The sequence below is a fragment of the Mycobacterium simulans genome (assembly GCF_900232995.1).
GTDB lineage: Bacteria > Actinomycetota > Actinomycetes > Mycobacteriales > Mycobacteriaceae > Mycobacterium > Mycobacterium simulans.
Genome location: NZ_OCVX01000003.1, coordinates 1,014,310 through 1,033,853, shown reverse-complemented (window position 1 = coordinate 1,033,853; position 19,544 = coordinate 1,014,310). Strand labels below are relative to the sequence as shown.

Annotated in this window: 16 protein-coding genes; 8 read left to right on the top strand and 8 right to left on the bottom strand. The window is 65.5% G+C overall.

Going from position 1 to position 19,544, the window contains the following annotated elements:
* The first annotated feature begins 172 nt into the window (after nucleotides 1–172).
* Both MSIMFI_RS05375 and MSIMFI_RS05370 read left to right on the top strand, forming a co-directional pair.
* Nucleotides 173–1,078, top strand: a complete 906-nt coding sequence (locus tag MSIMFI_RS05375) for an SDR family NAD(P)-dependent oxidoreductase (protein WP_191496424.1) — start codon at nucleotides 173–175, stop codon at nucleotides 1,076–1,078.
* Nucleotides 1,075–2,634, top strand: coding sequence for an AMP-binding protein (locus MSIMFI_RS05370; RefSeq protein ID WP_191496423.1), 1,560 nt, complete (start codon nucleotides 1,075–1,077; stop codon nucleotides 2,632–2,634). Before MSIMFI_RS05375 ends, MSIMFI_RS05370 begins: the two co-directional genes overlap by 4 nt.
* Here the strand turns inward: MSIMFI_RS05370 and MSIMFI_RS05365 are convergent.
* On the bottom strand, nucleotides 2,631–7,496 hold the full coding sequence (locus MSIMFI_RS05365; protein WP_224770087.1) for a cation-translocating P-type ATPase: 4,866 nt from the start codon (nucleotides 7,494–7,496) through the stop codon (nucleotides 2,631–2,633). The genes MSIMFI_RS05370 and MSIMFI_RS05365 overlap by 4 nt on opposite strands.
* Nucleotides 7,497–7,657: 161 nt before the next feature.
* Entirely contained in the window at nucleotides 7,658–8,635 is a 978-nt protein-coding gene (locus MSIMFI_RS05360; protein ID WP_191496422.1) for a sigma-70 family RNA polymerase sigma factor, read from the bottom strand.
* A gap of 168 nt (nucleotides 8,636–8,803) precedes the next feature.
* On the opposite strand from MSIMFI_RS05360, the gene MSIMFI_RS05355 reads away from it, so the two are divergent.
* Nucleotides 8,804–8,929 (top strand): hypothetical protein, encoded by a 126-nt coding sequence (locus MSIMFI_RS05355; protein ID WP_263597331.1) that lies wholly within the window; start codon nucleotides 8,804–8,806, stop codon nucleotides 8,927–8,929.
* Between the two features lie 38 nt (nucleotides 8,930–8,967).
* Nucleotides 8,968–9,723 (top strand): DUF899 domain-containing protein, encoded by a 756-nt coding sequence (locus MSIMFI_RS05350; RefSeq protein ID WP_191498036.1) that lies wholly within the window; start codon nucleotides 8,968–8,970, stop codon nucleotides 9,721–9,723.
* Between the two features lie 58 nt (nucleotides 9,724–9,781).
* Here the strand turns inward: MSIMFI_RS05350 and MSIMFI_RS05345 are convergent, their stop codons facing one another.
* Nucleotides 9,782–10,006: a hypothetical protein gene (locus tag MSIMFI_RS05345; RefSeq protein WP_186241065.1), complete on the bottom strand. Its 225-nt coding sequence runs from the start codon at nucleotides 10,004–10,006 to the stop codon at nucleotides 9,782–9,784.
* A gap of 300 nt (nucleotides 10,007–10,306) precedes the next feature.
* On the opposite strand from MSIMFI_RS05345, the gene MSIMFI_RS05340 reads away from it, so the two are divergent.
* Both MSIMFI_RS05340 and MSIMFI_RS29200 read left to right on the top strand, forming a co-directional pair.
* Complete coding sequence (locus tag MSIMFI_RS05340) at nucleotides 10,307–12,220, top strand: PPE family protein (protein WP_191496421.1); 1,914 nt, start codon at nucleotides 10,307–10,309, stop codon at nucleotides 12,218–12,220.
* A gap of 135 nt (nucleotides 12,221–12,355) precedes the next feature.
* Nucleotides 12,356–12,898 carry a PE family protein gene (locus MSIMFI_RS29200; RefSeq protein ID WP_318187375.1) on the top strand — a complete coding sequence of 181 codons (543 nt, stop codon included), beginning with the start codon at nucleotides 12,356–12,358 and terminating at the stop codon, nucleotides 12,896–12,898.
* Here MSIMFI_RS29200 and MSIMFI_RS05330 read toward each other — a convergent pair.
* Nucleotides 12,895–13,245, bottom strand: a complete 351-nt coding sequence (locus MSIMFI_RS05330) for a nuclear transport factor 2 family protein (protein ID WP_191496420.1) — start codon at nucleotides 13,243–13,245, stop codon at nucleotides 12,895–12,897. The genes MSIMFI_RS29200 and MSIMFI_RS05330 overlap by 4 nt on opposite strands.
* 68 nt (nucleotides 13,246–13,313) lie before the next feature.
* Here MSIMFI_RS05330 and MSIMFI_RS05325 point away from each other — a divergent pair, with 68 nt between their 5' ends.
* Both MSIMFI_RS05325 and MSIMFI_RS05320 read left to right on the top strand, forming a co-directional pair.
* Nucleotides 13,314–14,174: a rhomboid family intramembrane serine protease gene (locus MSIMFI_RS05325; RefSeq protein ID WP_191496419.1), complete on the top strand. Its 861-nt coding sequence runs from the start codon at nucleotides 13,314–13,316 to the stop codon at nucleotides 14,172–14,174.
* Nucleotides 14,129–14,644, top strand: coding sequence for an SRPBCC family protein (locus tag MSIMFI_RS05320; protein ID WP_396819461.1), 516 nt, complete (start codon nucleotides 14,129–14,131; stop codon nucleotides 14,642–14,644). The genes MSIMFI_RS05325 and MSIMFI_RS05320 overlap by 46 nt, the downstream gene beginning before the upstream one ends.
* Here MSIMFI_RS05320 and MSIMFI_RS05315 read toward each other — a convergent pair.
* The 4 genes from MSIMFI_RS05315 to MSIMFI_RS05300 form a co-directional block, all read right to left on the bottom strand.
* Nucleotides 14,626–15,414, bottom strand: coding sequence for an SDR family NAD(P)-dependent oxidoreductase (locus MSIMFI_RS05315; protein WP_191496417.1), 789 nt, complete (start codon nucleotides 15,412–15,414; stop codon nucleotides 14,626–14,628). The genes MSIMFI_RS05320 and MSIMFI_RS05315 overlap by 19 nt on opposite strands.
* Before the next feature lies 1 nt (nucleotide 15,415).
* Entirely contained in the window at nucleotides 15,416–17,005 is a 1,590-nt protein-coding gene (locus tag MSIMFI_RS05310; protein WP_224770086.1) for an AMP-binding protein, read from the bottom strand.
* Nucleotides 17,006–17,130: 125 nt separating this feature from the next.
* Nucleotides 17,131–17,868 (bottom strand): GntR family transcriptional regulator, encoded by a 738-nt coding sequence (locus MSIMFI_RS05305; RefSeq protein WP_191496415.1) that lies wholly within the window; start codon nucleotides 17,866–17,868, stop codon nucleotides 17,131–17,133.
* Nucleotides 17,865–19,442: an SMP-30/gluconolactonase/LRE family protein gene (locus tag MSIMFI_RS05300; RefSeq protein ID WP_191498035.1), complete on the bottom strand. Its 1,578-nt coding sequence runs from the start codon at nucleotides 19,440–19,442 to the stop codon at nucleotides 17,865–17,867. Before MSIMFI_RS05300 ends, MSIMFI_RS05305 begins: the two co-directional genes overlap by 4 nt.
* Between the last annotated feature and the right edge of the window lie 102 nt (nucleotides 19,443–19,544).

Here is a 19,544-nt window from a genome sequence, read left to right as displayed (position 1 = left end):
GCGGATAGGTATGCGTCCGTAACCGTGTCGCAACTCATCCGTTCACCGAGCACTTGACCGCCGAACTGCCAAAACGGTTCGCCGCGCGAAACCACTGACGCGGCACACGCTCGGCTGCAAGAGTGGCATTGAGCGGAGATCGGTCGAACCTAATCGGGGGGACGCAGCCCAAATGAATCTGGCAGCGCAGGCCTTGACGGCGGTTACTCACAGACTGGTCAATCCGGCGCGCACAACAGATCCCGACAGGCTGCGCAGCGCCGTTTCCGGCAAGACCGTACTCGTGACCGGCGCGTCGTACGGAATCGGCGAGGCAACCGCCCGCAAACTGGCCGCGGCCGGGGCGACCGTGCTGGTCGTGGCCCGATCGGCGGAACGGCTCGACGACCTTGCCGCTTCGGTCAACGCCGGCGGCGGCCGGGCCGTCGCCTACCCCGCCGATCTCACCGACGAGACTGCCGTCAGCGAGCTAGCGAAACAGATCACCGAGAACCACGGACCGCTGGACATCGTGGTGAGCAACGCGGGCAAGTCGCTGCGGCGGTCGCTGCATCACCAATACGACCGGCCGCATGATTTTCAGCGGACCATCGACATCAATTACCTGGGCCCGATCTGGCTGCTCCTGGGATTGCTCCCGGCGATGCGCGAGAACGGTCAGGGGCACATTGTGAACGTGTCGAGCGTCGGTGTGCGCGTCGTTCCGGGTCCGCAATGGGGCGCCTACCAGGCGTCCAAGGGCGCCTTCGATCGCTGGCTGCGCAGTGTGGCGCCGGAACTGCATGTCGACGGTGTGGCCGTGACCACGGTCTACTTTGCCTTGGTCCGCACCCGAATGATTGCGCCCACTCCCATCCTGGGCACGCTTCCGGGCCTGCATCCGGATGAGGCCGCCGACACGATCGCCAAGGCAATCATCGAGCGCCCGCGCACGATCGAACCGCCCTGGATGCGGCCCGCCGAGCTAGCCTCGGTGCTGCTGGCCGGGCCCGCCGATCTCGCCGCCCGTGTATGGCATCGTCGGTTCTTCGCCGAATCCGGCCGGGAACTCGGCAGCGAGCAAGGGGATCGTCGATGACTGGCAGTGTGGCAGGTACCGCGGCTCGGGCCATGCTTCGTTCGGGTCTGCTCGGTCCGCCGAGCCCGGTCGCGGTGTTGCGGCTCGTCCGCGAGATCTATCGGGGTGGCGCGAATTTTTATACTCTGCTTGCGATTGCGGCCGCGCGATGGCCGGACAGAACGGCGATCGTCGACGACGACGGCGCATTGCGCTATTCCGAACTGCAGTCGCTCACCGAGTCTTTGGCCCACGAACTTCTTCGCGCGGATGTGGAAGCGGGCCAGGCGGTGGGCATCATGTGCCGCAATGGGCGCAACTTCGTAGCGACAGTATTCGCGACCAGCCTGGTAGGCGCCGATGTTGTGTTGGTGAACACCGAGTTTCGCCGCGACGCCCTTGCCGGCGCAGTGAACACACACCAGATCCGAACGATGTTCTGCGACAAAGAATTCGTCGACCAGATAGACCAAACTGGTGAGCCAATACGGGCTATCGATCCTCAAACCGTTGCGCCGCAGGCAGATTCGCGACCCAAGGTCGCCCCGGCGGGCCGTATCGTTCTGCTCACCTCGGGCACCACGGGTGTACCGAAGGGGGTGTCGCGCACACCCACGATGAGTTCCGGAGTCGGCGTTGGCGTCACGATTCTGGACCGCACCCAACTACGTGTCGGATCGCGAGTCGCCCTGGCGGTACCGATGTTTCACGGGCTGGGTTTCGGCATGCTGATGCTCGCCATCGGCCTGGGCGGCACGGTACTGACGCGTCGGCGTTTTGATGCCGAAGCCACACTGGCACAAGCGTCGCTGCATCGCGCCGACGCGTTGAGCGTGGTGCCGATCATGCTGGCCCGCATTCTGGACTTGCCGCAGCGGGTACGGACCCGAAATCCGCTGCCGTGCCTGCAGGTAGCGATTTCCAGCGGCGACCGACTCGATCCCAATCTGACGCGCCGGTTCATGGATGACTACGGTGACATCCTGTACAACCTCTACGGCTCCACCGAGGTCGGCATCGGCGCACTGGCAACGCCGGTCGAACTGCGACGGTTCCCGGAGACGGTGGGTAAACCCGTTGCCGGATGCCCGGTGCGAGTCTTCGACAAATACGGCAGGCCCGTCGGGCCTCGTGTCATCGGACGCGTCTTCGTCGGCGGTGAGCTGACATCACCGGGCTATACCGGGGGCGGCGGCAAAGCGGTCATCGACCGGATGACGAACACCGGAGACATGGGCTACCTCGACGAATCGGGTCGGCTGTATATCGTTGGCCGCGAAGACGACATGATCGTCTCCGGGGGCGAGAACGTCTATCCCCGCGCATTGGAGAATGCGCTGGCCCGGCACCCAGGCATCGCCGAGAATGTGGTCGTCGGAGTGCCTGACGAGCAGTTCGGACGTCGATTGGCCGCCTACGTCGTCCTGCGGCCGGGCAGCGACCTCGATACGCAGGCCCTGCGGGAGTTCTTGAAGGGCAAGGTTTCTCGTTTCGAACAGCCCAGGGACATCAACATCGTCGACAGTATTCCGCGCAATCCCGCAGGCAAGGTCGTGCGCAGGGAGCTGTCGACCTAGCCTTCGGGCTCCTCCTGATCGGGTCGCACAGCACCCACGGTCTTGGCCAACCACTTGGGCGCCAGCGCTGAGACCGCGGTGGCTCCTGCCGTGGCGGTGGCCACTCCGGTCCAGGCGACCGGTCCCAGCGGTGTGCAGCCGAAAAACTGGCTGAGAACCGGGGTTTGGATGATGCCGACCAACACGCCGGCACTGCCCAGCGCCGTCGCCACGACGAGTGGGCTGTGACTGCGGGTCAACAGAGTTTGCGCCAGCTGTGTCGTCACCAGAGCCGTCAATCCCATCGTCGACGTGCGTCTTTCGCTGCCCGGCGTCCAACGCCCGATGGCCCACGCGGCCGTTGCTCCCGCCGCCGTGACGACGCCACGGTTGACGATCTGGCGCATCAACGGCTCGTCCAGTGAAGGCTTCGCCGCGGTCAGCACTTCGCGCTGGCGTGACCGCCGCGCTTGGGCAACCTCCTCGTCGCTGAGATCCTCGTCCTCCTCCGGATCCTCGTATTGCGAGGTGACGGCCACGGCAAGCGCGGGGAACATATCCGTGAGCAGGTTCACCAGCAGCAGTTGACGAGTGCCCACCGGCGCCCGTCCGGCGCCGAACGCCGTTCCGATAATCGTGAACAGCACCTCGCCGACATTGCCGCCGACCAAGATGGTGACCGCATCGCGAACACCGGCCCACATGCTGCGGCCTTCGACCAGCGCGTCGAGCAGCACGCCGAGATCATCGTCGGTCAAGACGATGTCGGCGGCGCCGCGGGCGGCCGACGAACCGCGACCGCTGACCCCAATGCCGACGTCGGCCATCCGGATGGCGGCGGCGTCGTTGGCCCCGTCGCCGACCATCGCGGTCACTCGCCCGCAACGCTGCAGGGCCGCCACGATCTGTACCTTTTGCTCCGGGCTGACACGGGCGAACACCTGCACGTCGGCGGCGAGTTTGGCGGACGCATCTTCGTCCAGATTGGCGAGCTCGGCGCCGGTCACCACCCTGGCATCCGAGGGCAGGCCCAACTGGCGAGCGATCGCCCGCGCGGTGACGGGGTGGTCGCCGGTAATCAGCACCACGTTGCGCTCGGCGTCCAGCAAGGCTTCGATCAGCGGGCGCGATGACGCTCGCGCGGTGTCCGCCAAACCGACGTAGCCGAGCAGCTCGAGGTCGTGCGCAGCGGCGTCGACGGCGTCGGCGTCGGTCTCCTCGTCGTCGGTGGTCCCGTTCTCCCAGGGCCGCTGCGCCACCGCGAGCACCCGCAAGCCCTGCTCGGCGAGGCTGCGTACCAATGACTCGGCATGCAGCAGGTCGGCCTCGAAATCGTCCCCGGAATCGGCGAACCGGCAGCGCGGCAGGACTGTCTCCGGAGCGCCCTTCAGCATCAACATCGGTGCCGCGCCCGTGCCCGCCGTGCCGATCGCCGCGGCATAACCGCGACTGGACTCGAAAGGTACTTCGGCCAGTACCTTCCATTCCGAATCATCTTGGCTATCAATCGAACTCGCTGCAGTAAGGATTGCCTCGTCGGTGGCGTGCGCATGCCCTTCCCCGTTGTGGGGCTGCGTGGACGCGCGGGCCGCGGCCCGCAGTACCTCGATGGAGCGCTGATCGGTGATCTTCGGCAACGGACCCTTAGGGCTGGCCGTGCCGGGCACGGCGCAAACAACGCGCAACCGGTTCTCGGTTAGCGTGCCGGTTTTGTCGAAACAGATGGTGTCGACCCGGCCCAGCGCCTCGATGGTGCGCGGAGAGCGCACCAGCACGCCGTGCGCCGTCAGGCGCTGGGCCGCGGCAAGCTGGGACAGGGTCGCCACCAATGGCAGGCCCTCGGGAACCGCGGCCACCGCGATTGCCACTCCGTCGGCTACCGCCTGACGCAGCGATGCGCGGCGCAGCAGCGCCAGACCGGTTACCGCCGCGCCACCGGCAAGTGTCAGCGGGAGGACCTTGCTGGTCAGCTCGCGCAGCCGAGCCTGCACGCCGGCCGAGGTTTCGACGTCGGCGACCGCCGAGATGGCGCGGTGCGCGGCGGTGCCGACTCCGGTGGCGACGACGATCGCGCGGGCCCGTCCCGCGACGATCGTGCTGCCTTCGAACAGCATGCTGGCCCGGTCCGGGTCGGCGACGGCGACGGGCTCGACCTGCTTATCGACCGGCAACGACTCACCGGTGAGGAAGGACTCGTCGACCTCGAGGTCCTCAGCCACCAGTAGCCGGGCATCCGCCGGGCCCACCTCCGGGGCGGCCAGGTCAATGACGTCGCCGGGTCGCAGCGACTTCGCGGAGACGGTGGCCGTGCGGGTGGCGTGCCGGGCGGCCTCCAACCGGCGACGCGTCGTCGCTACCGCCGGGACCACAACGCGGCGCACCAACTGGTCTTGTTCAGCGAACAGTTCGGCGGCCGCGGCCTCGGCTCGCAACCGCTGCACCCCGCCCGTGAGGGCGTTGACGGCCATCACGCCCGCGACCAGCAGCGCGTCGATATTGCTGCCGACGATCGCCGATGCCGCCGCTCCGACCGCCAGGATGGGTGTCAGCGGATCGGCGAGTTCGTGCCTGGTGGCGACGGCAAGTCGCCCCAGGCTTTGTGCCGGGCCGCGCAGGGGGGCCATCAGCGGCTCGTAGGACAGGTCGTTGAGACGGCGGCGCCATGTCGAAGTTCCGGTCTCCACAGCCAGGGGGCGAGCGCCGCCGGCTAGGCGCGAGTAAACGATCTCGGGGTCCAGCGCGTGCCACGCGGTCAGCGGTTGCGGGGTCGGATCCGGCAGCCGCAGCACCCTTGCGGCCGACCAGGTTCCCGACACCAAAGCCGTTGCGGCGGCCGCGTTGACCGGATTGAGCCAGCGACGGAAGCTCGCCGGATTCGTGGATCGATCTTGTTCGCCGGTAACCAGCAGCAGCCCAGCCAACGTGGTGCCGCCCTGCGCGAGGTGTACCGCCGATTCGCTCGCGGAGCGGGCCACCGGGATCGCGGACAGGATCCGCACCGCCGCGGCGAGATCGGTGTCGGTAATGATGTCGGCGGTCCATGGTGTAGCCGCGCGGGGGTCGTCGAGAGCGACTCCGACGTCGGCGATGGCAAGCGCGGCCAAGGTGTCGGTCGATGCGCAGTCCCGGTGCAGTGCCGTGATCAGCAATACCGGTCCGCGATCCGCGCGCAGCTCCCGTACCAAATTCAGCAGCGGCGTACCCGGCGGATGCGTCGAGCCAACGCTGGCGGACAGATCTTCGGTGCCGGCTACATGGCGCAACACCACCCGGGCTCCGGTCCGGTGCGCCGTCTGCAGTAGCGGGATCGCGTATGGGTCGACCTCCCACCCAACGTCGACGCTGCCCACGGATTGGCCGTCGCAGATCAGGTCGGCGTGTTCGAGGCCCTGTGCGGGTGCCGCCGACGGGCCCTGCGTCCTAACCCAGCGCAGCCGTGCGCCGGTGGCAGGCAACTCATCGGGGTCGGGGTCGGGGGCCTCCTCACCATGGAGCAGGGCATCGGCAACCTCGTAGACGCGTTCGGCATCCCAGCCGGGTTCATCTCCGAGCGCACGCAAGACAGCGCGGTGATCGCCGCGCAGCGCAGCGCCGTCGATGACGACCACCTTCACCCGATCCAGGCGGCGCAGCGCGCCCGGGTCGAGAACGAGTAGCCCGGCGTTTGCCAGACCGCGACCGAGTGTGGCGGCGAAGGCCTGCCGGCCGAGATGCGCGGCCTTCGGTACGCCGGCGAGGATCGCCTCCGCGGCCTCCCCGGCGCCGCCGCCGGCGAACAACGCACCTGCCGCGGCAATCACCGAGCCACCGGCCGCTTGACCCACGTATTCCTCCACCGGGCCCGCCATGGACCCCTTGGCGGTATCGATCGCGGCGTCGATTGCGCCATCGACGACGACGTGCGAGGCCTCACCCGCCGCTGCCGCTGCCCAGTTGTGTCGCGGCGCTTGCGATTCGGCTCCCGCAGAGGAGAGGACCGGCACCACCGGAGCCTGTGGCCGGCTGGGCGAGGCGAGTTCGGGCTCTCGGTCGCGCCACCGCTGCCGGTGTGCCGCCGCCTCGGAGAGCTGAAGGCCGCGTTGCAGTAGGTCCAGCATGGGCGTGCCCACTGACTGGCTCAGTCCGTACGCCAACGCCGTCGACCCGCTGAGCGCGATGTCGGTGCCTACTCGGCCCAGCTTCGATTCCAGGACGGACACCACCCGCGGTTGATAGTTCAGCAGTGCCGCCGCGGCTCGTGCGCTCCGCGGTGCCATGGGCAGCCGGGTGACCCAGCCGGTCACCGCGGCACCGACCGCCACGACGTCCATCGCCGCCGCGGTGAGCGGGACCAGAATCGCCAGCGGGTTACCCGGGTCGGCGAACGGCGCCGCCGGAGGCGCCGACGTCGGTCCCGTCAGTGATATGTCGGTCGCTACCGCGGCAACCGTTTCCCGCACTTCGTCTAGGACGATGTCGCTGTCCGCATCCTCGTCGAATTCGACGACCAACCGGCCCAATGACCCCTCGACGTGGGCCTTGGCCACGCCCGTAATCCTGCGAACCGGCTCCTCCACCACCGCCGCGTGGTCATGCCAGCGGGGGAACGGCAACAACGGATCCAGGTCGAAATGAACCCGGCGCCCGCTATGCCAACGCACCGGCGGCTCGATGCGGTCAGGAGATCCATCCGGGGACACCCTCAGTCCCAGCGCCCGGCCGGTCGAGTGAGCTGCTGACTGCACCACCGGGCCAACTAGCTCCACCACCGGGCTGGCCAACGTCTGCACGGCACCCGCTGCGCCGGCCGCGGTTTGCACGCCGGCTCGCACTGCCTGCATCGCCGCTCCGGTCAGACCGCCGGCTACATCGCCGACGAGGCTGGGCACACCCGGAATCTTCACACCGTCACCCTTCAGATACACCTACCGCGCTAATACTGGTGGCGCCATAAGAACGTGTCCACCGATGGGGGCCATAGATGTGCGGCGTGTTGACATCAATGACTGTGGTGCCCCGGAGAATGGCTTCCAAAACCGAGGCGATCGCACACGCGCGATCCCGACTACCGTATCGACGGCAATCCAAATGCGCTAAACAGCGTGGCATCGAGAAAGACGGTCATGGCGGCGATCCCGGTCTCGCCCGTGGTGAGCACGTGTATGGAGTGGGCCCGCATGAGGTGATCTTGGCTGCGGCGGTACTCGGCAACGGCGGGTTGCCCATTCGCGGCGGTCGGAATCATCACGATATCGCCGGCCCTTGTGAACGCGCGCGCGGCCAGGAAGCGCAGCACGGCGTCTCGGCCGGTGAACCACACTGGCACCGGCGGCATTTCGAGCTTGATGTCCGCTTGCAGTAGCTCGGTGAGGGCGGCCATGTCCGCGTTTTCGAATGCCGCACAGTAACGGTCGAGTAATTCACGGCGCTGGGCCGGGTTGTCCCAGTCGGGTTCGACCACGTCTTCCTCGGCGGGGGAGATCTCGGCGAGATGTGCGCGGGCCCGTTGCAACGAGCTGTTGACGGCTGCGGGCGTGGTTTCGAGCAGTTCGGCAACCTCGGCGGCGCTGAACTGCGCGACGTCGCGCAGGATCAACGCGGCTCGCTGGCGCGCCGGCAGTTCCTGCAGGGCCGTCATCACCGCCAGCCGGACACTCTGTCGTGTGGCGAAAGCCGTTTCGGGTGTCAGGGCGTCGGGGATCGGCTCGAGCCAGGCGTGTGCCGTGCCATCAAAGGCCGCGCCATCGAGGCGGGCATCCGGGTCCACCGAGGCGCCGCCCAACCCGGCCGGCAGCACCCGCCGCGCGCGGCCCTGCAACGCACGCAGGCACGCGGTCGTCGCGATCCGGTACAACCAGGTCCGCAGGGCCGCGCGTTCTTCGAACGCTTCGTACCCGCGCCAGGCCCGCAGGTAAGTCTCCTGAACCAGATCCTCGGCATCATGCACCGAACCCAGCATGCGATAGCAGTGCGCGATCAGTTCGGCGCGAAAGGGCGCCGCCGCCTCGATGAAGTTCTCCTGGACCGGCACGTCGTGCTCCATCTGTCGGGTGCGGCGGGGGCGAGGGCCCCGTCGGCCCCGTCGGCCCCGCTATCCACGTAGACAGCTGCGGCGGCCAAAAATCATCGGGGACCTGGGCAGCGATGAATCGTCGCGCCGACATGTATCTGCATGGATGACCACAATCCAACATCGAAAGCGAGCACGACCGTGAACCAACCCATACAAACCCATGCCGACGGCCTCGCCGGCACGACGGCGATCGTGACCGGGGCGAGCCGCGGATTCGGCCGCGCGATCTCGGCGTCGCTGTCGTCGGCCGGTGCTCACGTCTGAGTGGGTAAACAACAAGAACAGAAAGGTGGATGACCGAAATGAAGAGACCCCCGATCGTGTCGGCGCAGGAATGGGAAGCCGCGCACCAGCAAATGCTCGTCAAGGAAAAGGAGCTGACGCGTGCCCGGGACGCGCTGGCCGCGCAGCGTCGGCGCATGCCATGGCTCGCTGTGGATAAGGAGTACGTGTTCGACGGGCCCGAGGGAAGGGTCAATCTGCTGGGCTTGTTCGCTGGCCGGCGCCAACTCATCGTCTACCGCGCCTTCTTCCAGCCCGACGTGCATGGCTGGCCCGATCACGCCTGCCGAGGCTGCTCCATGGTTGCCGACAACATCGGCCACGTCGCGCATCTGAACGCCCGGGATACCACGCTGGTGTTCGCCTCGCGTGCGCCGCAGGCAGACATCGATCGGCTGAAGGCGCGGATGGGCTGGCAGATGCCGTGGTACACGATCACCGACGACAGTGGCCATTCATGGGACGCGGACTTCGGCGTGGACGAGTGGCATGGCACCAACGCGTTCATCCGCGACGGTTCCCGGGTGTTCCGCACTTACTTCATCAACAGCCGGGGTGACGAGGCGCTGGGGACGACCTGGAGCTTCCTGGACATGACGGCACTTGGGCGGCAGGAGCTCTGGGAGGATTCCCCGGAGGGCTACCCGCAGACCCCGCCCTATGAGTGGTGGGATTGGCATGACGAATACGGTCAGCATGAGCCCTCGCGCTGGTTTGGCGAACCAGACCCGAACGATCCCAACGATCAACGTCCGCCGCGCAGTGAAACTGCATGAGCTAGCGGCGGCCCGCGCACGGGCCCCGCTGCCGCAGTATTCGGACTACAGATGCGGTTTAGAGAATTCGGTGGTTTGCCTTGCCGACGTGGTACCCGGTTGGGAACGATTTCTCGATGACCTGAAGTTGATGGTCAACTCTGGACTCGAGTTCGAGGACCACGCAGCTGTCGCCGACGGCCTTCGACTCAAGAACTATGTAACGTTGACCGCCGTCAGTGATCGGGTCACCTGAGTGCAATGTTTCGACGGGCACCAATTCGGGCGTTGCGTGTGACTCCACGCAATTCACAGTAAGGCAATTCCGCTGACCAGGGAACACCTCGAGTAGTTACAAGACGTGTCGCTTTATAGGTGGGGTCGTCGGGCAATGCCGAAACGCTAGCCGTAGTTTGTGGGAGCGGTGGTGGTGAGCCGCAGTGCGTCGAAGAGGAACCCCACGAGGCGCCACCAACCGCGAATTTACAAGTGCGACTTGTAAATACGTTGCGGCAGACGAGCATTCTCATTTGCCTGACACGTGTCAAATCGCACTGCTACGCTCCGCCGACACAGGGTTGTTGTCGTCGAGAGGGTCGTGGTGATGAATTATTCGGTGTTGCCTCCAGAGATCAATTCCTTGCGGATGTTCACCGGTGCGGGGTCAGGTCCGATGCTGCAGGCTGCGGTCGGGTGGGACGGATTGGCCGCGGAGTTGGGTTCGGCCGCAGACTCGTTCGGGTCGATGACGTCGGCGTTAGCCAGCCAGGCCTGGCAGGGCCCGGCCTCGCAGGCGATGATCACCGCGGCAGCGCCGTATGCTGGGTGGCTGAGCGCCGCAGCGGCGCAAGCTGCCGGGGCGGCAGCCCAGGCCAAAGCGATAGCGAACGCATTCGAGGCCGCTCGAGTAGCCACGATTCATCCGCTGGCGGTGGCCGCCAATCGCAATGCGTTTGTGCAGTTGGTGCTTTCGAATGTGTTCGGGCAAAACGCTCCGGCAATCGCGGCTGCCGAAGGCGTGTACGAGGAGATGTGGGCCCAGGATGTGGCCGCCATGGTCGGATACCACGGCGGCGCTTCGGCGGCCGCCTCGGCATTGCAGTCGTGGCAACAGGTCCTGCAGACCGTGCCGGGCCTGTCCGACGGCAACTTGGGCATCGGCAACACCGGCAACAACAACCTCGGCTCTGGAAACACCGGCGACGACAACCTCGGCATGGGCAACCGCGGTAACGCCAACCTGGGCAGCGGAAACCGGGGCGACGCCAACACGGGTTCGGGAAACCTCGGCAATACCAATCTGGGCTCGGGAAATACCGGAAACTACAACCTGGGGAGCGGCAACGCCGGTGACCGAAATCTGGGTTCCGGAAACACTGGCAACAACAATCTGGGGTCAGGCAACAACGGGGCCCGCAACCTCGGCAACGGAAATACAGGCGATTCCAACGTCGGATCGGGCAACATCGGCGACAGCAATTTCGGCAGCGGAAACCTAGGCGATCGAAATTTCGGCTTCGGTAATTCGGGCCCCGGCTGGACCCCGGGTGACGGCAACATTGGGTTCGGCAACACCGGCAACAACAACATCGGCTTCGGAAACACCGGCAGCAACAACTTCGGCATCGGGCTTACCGGCGACAATCAGTTCGGTATCGGCGGGCTGAACTCCGGTAGCGGAAACATCGGTTTGTTCAACTCCGGCACCAACAATATCGGCTTCTTCAACTCCGGTGAGGGAAACCTCGGCATCGGGAACTCGGGTCTCATCAACACCGGCCTCTTCAACTCGGGCAACGTCAACACGGGTTTCTCGAACTCAGGCGGCCTGAATACGGGCTTCGCGAACTCGGGCGACACAAGCATGGGTAGCTTCAATTCCGGTAGCGGCGGCTTCAACGTTGGTAGTTTCAACTCCGGGGGCGGCGGCAACGTGGGCAACTTCAACTCGTCGTTCGGTAATAACGTGGGCAACTTCAACTCGGGCGACGGCTTCAACTTTGGTAGTTTCAACTCGGGCCTCGGGCAAGGCAGCAACACGGGCTCCTTCAATTCAGGCGCCCACAACACCGGTTGGGCCAATTCAGGCAACACCAACACCGGTGTTTTCAACTCGGGTACGTACAACACGGCTATTGGCGCTACGGAGTTACTCGATCTCGATAACTCAGGATATGGAAACATCGGTGTCGGAAACTCGGGTTTCTTCAACACCGGAGACTTTAACTCGGGCGTGGGAAATAATACGAGCGAAGGTGATTTGAACGTCGGCTTGTTTAATTCCGGCATCGGTAAGAACAGCACAGGCATCGGAAACACCGGCGGCAACAACGTGGGCTTCTTTAATTCGGGCGCTCTCAGCAGGGGTTTCTTTAATCCGGGCATGAGCGACGTGGGCATCCTCAACGTGGGCGTCTCAAACACGGGCTTTCTCAACCTGGGCTTCATCACTTCGGGTGCCTTGAACATGGCCACCCAGCGGTCGGGTTTCCTCCATGGTTTGATCCCGGGCTGGTAAGCCGGCATCAAGGGGTCCAAGAAAATTAGTGCACGAGGCACCTCTGGGGCCCGGTTACGATTTATTTCGGCTGATCTTTGGCAATGGCGACCGTATGAATCCGATAGGTCCTCGGGCCTGGTGAAAGGTGTCTAAATGTCGTTTGTAAACGCGTACCCGGAGCTGGTGGCGGCGGCGGCATCGGATCTTGCGGCCATCGGTTCGGCGATCAGCACGGCCAACGCGGCCGCAGCGATCCCGACATCGGGGGTTCAGGCTCCGGGCGCCGACGCGGTATCGGCCGTGATCGCGGCGTTATTCGGCGCGCACGCCCAGGCCTATCAGACGCTGAGCGCTCAGGCGGTCACGTTTCACGATGAGATTGTTCAGACGCTGAACAAGGGAGCTAACTCATATGCGGCCGCCGAAGCCGCCAACGCGTCTCCTCTCCAGTCCGTCCAGGCCGTGCAGGCCGCACAGCAGGACCTGCTGGCCACGCGATCCGGCGCTCTGGCCAGGGCGGGGATAGAGCCGCCGGCGGCACCGAAACCGTCGGCGCAGCCACCGGCGGCCCCGGCGGCGGCACCGAAACCGGCGGCGCCAGCGGGCGCAGCAGCACCGCCGGCCACACCGGCACCGCCGCGACCGGTGGCGCAGCCGCCGCGAATGCCAGCTGGGCGCCTCCCTGGCGCGCGTTAACTGAGCTGCTTGAAGAACACGCTGACGTGTGAGATCAGCCCGTCGGCATCCTGCTCGAAAAGCAGGCACTCGGGCCACATCTTGGGAACTCCGTCGATCTCGAATGCCTCGGTCAGCTCGACGTAGGACACCCGGTTATCCACGTGGGAGATGCGTTGTACATCCAGCCGATGGCCCTTGAGGTCGGTGAGGACCTTGCGCAGGTAGGCGGTGTAGTGGTCTTTGCCCTCGATGAGGTCGCCGAATGGGCCCTCGCGGGTCAAGCCTACGTCGGCGATGGTGGCGGCCAGGCCGTCCCAATCGTGAGCGGCCAGGCACGCCAGATAGCGCTCAACCACCCCGGTCATGTCCCGACGGACTCCACGGAACCCACGGTAGGTCAACGCACCTGGGATGCCCAAGCAACAATGGTGCGATGAGTGGGCCCAGCACGTCGGAGTCGCCAGCCTGCTACCGCCACCCCGGGCGCCGGACCTACGTCCGCTGCACCCGATGTGACCGGTACATCTGCGGGGAATGTATGCGGGTGAGCCCCGTCGGCCACCAGTGCGCCGAGTGCGTCGAAGCGGGCGCCCGGACCGTTCGCCAGCCCCAAACGCACTTCGGCGGACAGCAGCGCTCGGTCAACCCGATAGCAACATACTTGCTGATCGCGCTGAACTTGGCGGCCTTCACGCTGCAGGTGACCTCGGGGGACCTGGAGAGGCAGCTCGCCCTGTGGCCGCCGGCGGTCGCCGACGGCCAGCTGTACCGGTTGGTGACGGCGGCGTTCTTGCACTACGGCGTGATGCACCTGCTGCTGAACATGTGGGCGCTATACGTTGTGGGTCCGCCGCTGGAGATGTGGCTGGGTGGGCTGCGGTTCGTCGCGCTGTATGCGCTGAGCGCCCTGGGTGGCTCGGTGCTGGTCTACCTCATCGCACCGCTGAACACGGCGACGGCCGGGGCCTCGGGGGCGGTGTTCGGCCTCTTTGGCGCCACCTTCGTGGTGGCAAAGCGGCTCCATCTCGACGTGCGCTGGGTCGTCGCGCTCATCGTGATCAACTTGGCCTTCACCTTCGTCGCCCCGGCGGTCGGTTCCCAGCTGATCAGCTGGCAGGCACACGTAGGCGGGTTGATCACGGGTGCATTCGTCGCCGCGGCCTTCGTATACGCGCCCCGGGAACGGCGAAACATGATCCAAGTCGGCGTGACGATCGCCGTCTTGACTGTCTTCGCCGCCCTGGTCTGGTGGCGCACCACCGAGCTGCTCGCCGTGTTCGGCGGGCACCAGTGAGCTGGTGGATCGTCCACACCGAGCGGACCCTCACCGAAGAGATCGCCGCGCCGCCGGACGCCGTCCGCGATTTCTATGTGGACTTGGACAACATCAAGGTCGTGCACCCGCTGATCGTGTCCGTGGAAACGCTGTCTCGCACCGAAAGCCCGGACGGCTACCAGCAGAGCTATCGGGTGGTCGATCGAATTCGTCTGGGCCCGTTCACCACTCGGGTCTCCTACCGGGCGCGGCTGGATGTCCCCGTGGCAGGTCCCTTGACCAGCATCGTGAGGACCGAAGCCGATCAATGGCCAGGGGTGCGCCTGCGCGGAACGGTAACCTTTGCGCCGACCAACGGCGGCACCCGTCTTACCGAGCGGATACGGATAGCCGCACCGCGGCCCCTGGCGGCATTCACGGTCCGCGAGGCGGTTAAAGCCCACGCCGCGATGCTTTCCGGCATTCGGCGTCACTTCGAGTCAGGTTGAGCCGCCGTCCATTCCGAGTTGAGCGCGAAGTCCGAGAGGTACCTGGTGGCACTCCACCCACCGTCGACGACAATGGTCTGGCCGTTGATGAAGGCTCCGCCGGGAGAGCACAGGAACGCCACCGTGCTCGCGACGTCGTCGACGGTGCCCAACCGCTGATGCGGTGTCATTTCGGTATTGATCCGCCGGAACCGCTGGTCCTGCAACCGATGCTCGGTCATAGGCGTCTGGATGACTCCGGGAGCGACTGCGTTGCAGCGTATTCCGCGTGCGCCGTACTGGCAGGCGATGTGGGTGGTCAGGGCCGTGAGGCCGCCCTTGGCGGCCGAGTAGGCGCCGCCGCGCATGCCGCCCACCACGGCGAACGTCGATGTGATGTTGATGATCGCTGAGCCCGGCCGCAGGTGCGGCAGCACTTCGCGCGTCAGGCGAAACGGTGCGCGCAGCATCAAACCCAAGAAGTGATCCAATGATTGGTCGTCGGTTTCGTGGAGCGGCTTGGGGCTACCCACCCCGGCGCTGTTAATCAGGAAGTCGATCCGGCCCCAACGGGTGAGCGCGGCCTTCGTGATCTGCGTGGGCGCGTCGTCATCGGTGAGATCGACGGCGTGTGTGGCAACCCGATCGGGATCGTTGATCGCGTGCGTCAGTGTGGCGAGCTTGTCCTCGTCGCGCCCGGTCGCCAACACCGCGATGCCGATCTCGGCGAGCCTTGTCGTGCAACCGAAACCGATTCCGCCGGTCGCGCCCGTGACGATCGCTACTTGCATGTCAATGTTCTGCCTTCATCAGCGCCGACTTGATCTCGTATTTGAGGATCTTTCCCGCGTCGTTCTTCGGTAGCACATCCCAGATAACCACTTGCTCGGGCGCTTTGAACCGCGCAACGCCCGCGGCCTGAAGGAAGCTGCGCAAACTCGTGACGTCCGGGCCGGGTGCCGCGGTGGGTACGACGACGGCGCACGCCCGCTCGCCGGTGCGATCGTCGGGAAGTCCGACGATGGCGATCTCGGAGATTTCGGGATGGCCGGCCAGGATGTCCTCGACCTCCTTGGGTGAGATGTTCTCGCCGTTGCGAATGATGATGTCCTTGGCCCGGCCGGTGACCATGAGGTACTCGTCGTCGACCCAGCGGCCGAGGTCTCCGGTGCGGAAGTATCCGTCGGCATCGAAGGCGTCGGCCTCGTCGTCAGGGTGTTGATAGCCGACCAGCATCTGCGGCCCGCGTACTCGTATCTCGCTGGCGACGAGCTTGACGTCGGCTATGCCTAGGTGTCCGTCGGTGTCCGCGGCGTAGTCGGGGTGATCCGGTGCCCCGATCGTGGTGACCGGCACTTCCGTCGAGCCGTATACCCGGGTGACGGCGGCGTGATCGAAATAGGCTGCGGCCCTGTTGATCAACGACGGGGAAACCGACGCGCCGCCGCAGACGAACAGCTTCAGGTCGGGCAGTCGGGTACCGCTGCGTTGCGCGGCCGCCAGCAGTTGTTCGAGGAACGGCGTTGCTCCGGCCATGTGGGTGCACCGTAGCGCCTGCATGAGCGCGACCGCGTCGTCAGCGTTCCACTGATCCATCAACACCGCGGTGGTGCCCAGCAGCAACGGGCATTCGAACGCGTAGATGGAACCGCCGATGTGCGCGATCGGCGAGGCAACCAGAAATGTGTCACCCGGCTCGACCAGCCAGTGCTGACCGATCTGGCGAATCAGTGCATGGATCGAGTTATGGGTGTGCAGAACGCCTTTCGCGTAGCCGGTGGTTCCCGAGGTGTACAGGATCATGCGCACGGCATCGGGATAAAGAGCGGGCAGCCGCGCGCTGACCGCGTGGGTGAGCAGTGACTCGAAAGGAATCTGGCCGGCACCGGCATGCCCGCGCACAGCGACGACTTCCGGCGGTGATTCCAACTGGGCGGTGACCCGGTCCAGCATCGCGGTGTAGTCGTGTCCACCGAAATGTGCTGGGACAAAGACGATGCGGCTGTCGGCGTCCTCGAGGATGAATCGCAGTTCGCGGTCTCTCATGGACGGCAGGATGGGATTGGCCACCATTCCGGCCAACGTCGTGGCGAGGTAGATCACTGTGGCTTCATGCCAGTTGGGCAGCATGAACGACACCACGCTGCTCGGCGGAATGCGCGCGTGCAGGGCCTGCGCCAGCGTCGTCGCCTGTTGGCAGAGGGTCTGACAGTCCACGCGCAGATCCGCATCGATCAACGCCACCCGCTCTGGCGTGTTTTGCGCGGCCTCGCGCAGCGAATCGGCCAGGGTCGCGCCGACCCACCAACCCCGCGCATAGGCGTCGGCGGCGAGTTCGTCGTCCCACCGGACCCGGCGTCCGCAGATCGACTTGGTGCTCACGCGCCTGGACATTGCGCGCCGACTATCCGGCCTCGAGCGCTCGCCGAGCCTGTATTTCTGCAGCGAAAGTTCGAGTAGACCCCTGCAAAATTACAGGCTCGGTGTTGGTCAGTGCCGGCAACAACTTAGCCACGTACCCGTCGCATCGTCATCGAGTGCCGGAAGCGGGACGCGGGATGGGTATTGATGGTGACTTGAGCAACTTGCCCGTCGGACGTCGTGTAGGTGCGTTGCACCTGCAGTGCTGGGGTTCCGGATTCGACATTGAGGCCCTCAGCCAATCCCGGTGAAATGAGTACCGCGGTGATTTCTTGATGAACCTCAACGATACTCAACCCGAACAAGTCTTCGATCAGCGGGAAGATGGGGCCTTCGTGGCGCTGTAGCAGCCTGCCGACCGCCGCGAATGCACGGTTAATGTAGTACTCCGTGCGGCAGAGCGCAGCCTTGGACGGCTCGTCATCGCCTGCTCGCCGATAGCCGCGGACGGTCAGCCACTGCTCGCCGGTGGCAAGGCCGGTGCGAGCCGCCGCCTCATCGTCAATGGTGATCATGGTGATGGATTCGATCGCGAAGCGGGTGCCGGCGGCAAATGCCAGCAAGTCGTTGATCGACATGACGTGCTGAACGTAGGAGTCCGACGACGGCCGTGGTACCACCAGGGTTCCGGTGCGCGGACGCGACGACACCAGGTTGTCGTCGCGCAGTCGTCGTAGTGCCTCCCGAATGGTGTACCGGCTGACCTCGAACCGCTCACACAGCTCGTGTTCGGTCGGCAGCTGCGATCCAACCGGATACACCCCGTCCACGATCTCCTTCCGCAAGGTATGTGCGACCTGCAGATAGCGGTGATCCGTCGTCATGGCATGTCATCCCGCCGCAATGCCACTACGCTGCCGTCGGCGTCTGCCGAGACATACAGCGTGCCATCGGTTCCGGCGGCGATGCCGGCGAACGGACCCTGCGGACCGGAGAACGGCGGCATTCCGCGCAGCGGCTTGGGCACAATACCCGGCGGGGCGCCCACCGGTAGTTGGTCAGCGATGGTGCGCCGGATACCGGTATCCAGATCGACCTCGATGAGCTCCTTGGAGCCGGCGTCGACGACATAGGCGTGTCCGTTGTGCACGAGAATGCCTTGGGGACGCTGTAAGTCGTCGATCAGGGGACCGGTTCCGTCGAGTTTGAGCACCCGTCCGGCTTCGGAAACCAGGCAGGTCCCGTCTTCGGTCAGCGCCACGCCGACCGGATCGTCGAGGCCCGATGCGAGAACCTCGACCTGGCTCTGCCGGATGGACAGCACCCGCCCGGCTCCCAGTTCGGCCACCACGATCGTTCCGTTCGGAGCAACCGCGACACCATAGAGCTGATCGAAACCCTCAGCCAGTACCTCGCTTTCGTTGCTGCCGGGTCGGTAGCGCGAAATTTGGCCATTGGACGTGGTGACCACGAACTCGCCGGGTCCAGTTGCCGCGACCCCACGCAGAAACCCCGGATAGCCAGGTGTGAACAACATTCCGGCGGTCCGCAGCGTGCGGGCCCCCAGCACATAGAAGTAGGTGCCGTCGGCGATATAGAGGTTCCCGTCGCTGCCGACGGTCAGATCCAGTGGCCAGTTCAACCCGCCGGGCAGCACGGTGCGAGATTCTCCGTGGCTGAGGATTTCGGTGATTTCGCCGGTGAAGTTCGAGACGAACAGTCGCTCACCTACAAACGTCAGGTTGTCCAGGCCGGGATTGGAGGTTGCCAGCACGGTGCGGTCGCCGGTGCGGGGGTCGATGCGCAGGACCTGGCCGCTGTGCACCTGCGTCGAGACGATGTACCCGTCGGAGTCGAACTTCACCGCATCGGGGATGCCAAGGTCGCCCGCTACGCGTTCGGGCATACCGCCTTCGGGGTCGATGCGCCAAATCTCGTTGGCGCCCATCACCGGGAAGTACAACAAGCCGTCCGGCCCGACCTCCATGGCGTTGGGCGACGGCACGTTGTCCAGCAGCACTCGCGGCGCCCCGCCATTGCGATCGAGTTCCAACAGGCGCCCGCCCTCGCGACATTCGCCGATGAACAACCTGCCCCGGTGGAATGTGATGCCGTTCGCGGATGGGACGTCATCACGAATCACCCGGGTGCGCCCGGCGGAGTCGCGCACGCTGACCCGTCCGTCCATCACCTCTGTCGCGTAGAGGTTGCCATCCGGGTCGAAAGCCACGTCGTCGGGCGCGATGATCTCGCCACCCTTGGCGCTGACGGTTTCGAGCCGGCCAGTGTCCAGGTCGAGCGCGCTGATCTGGCTGCCGGTCACCTGCGCGATGTAGATCCTGCCGTCGGGACCGGTGCGTAGACCGTTCGCGCCGAACAGCCGGCTCGGTTCGGTGAGCCGCGTCAAAGTCCACCCGTCGGCAAGGTTCGGCGGCCGAGCCGGCGAGTAACGGCCCATCACCGCTCGGACGATAGCAATCACGCATTGGTCCAGACAATAGCTAGGACGCAATTCGATAGCACCCTTGACGTGCTGGCCGATCCGAGAGAATCATACTCT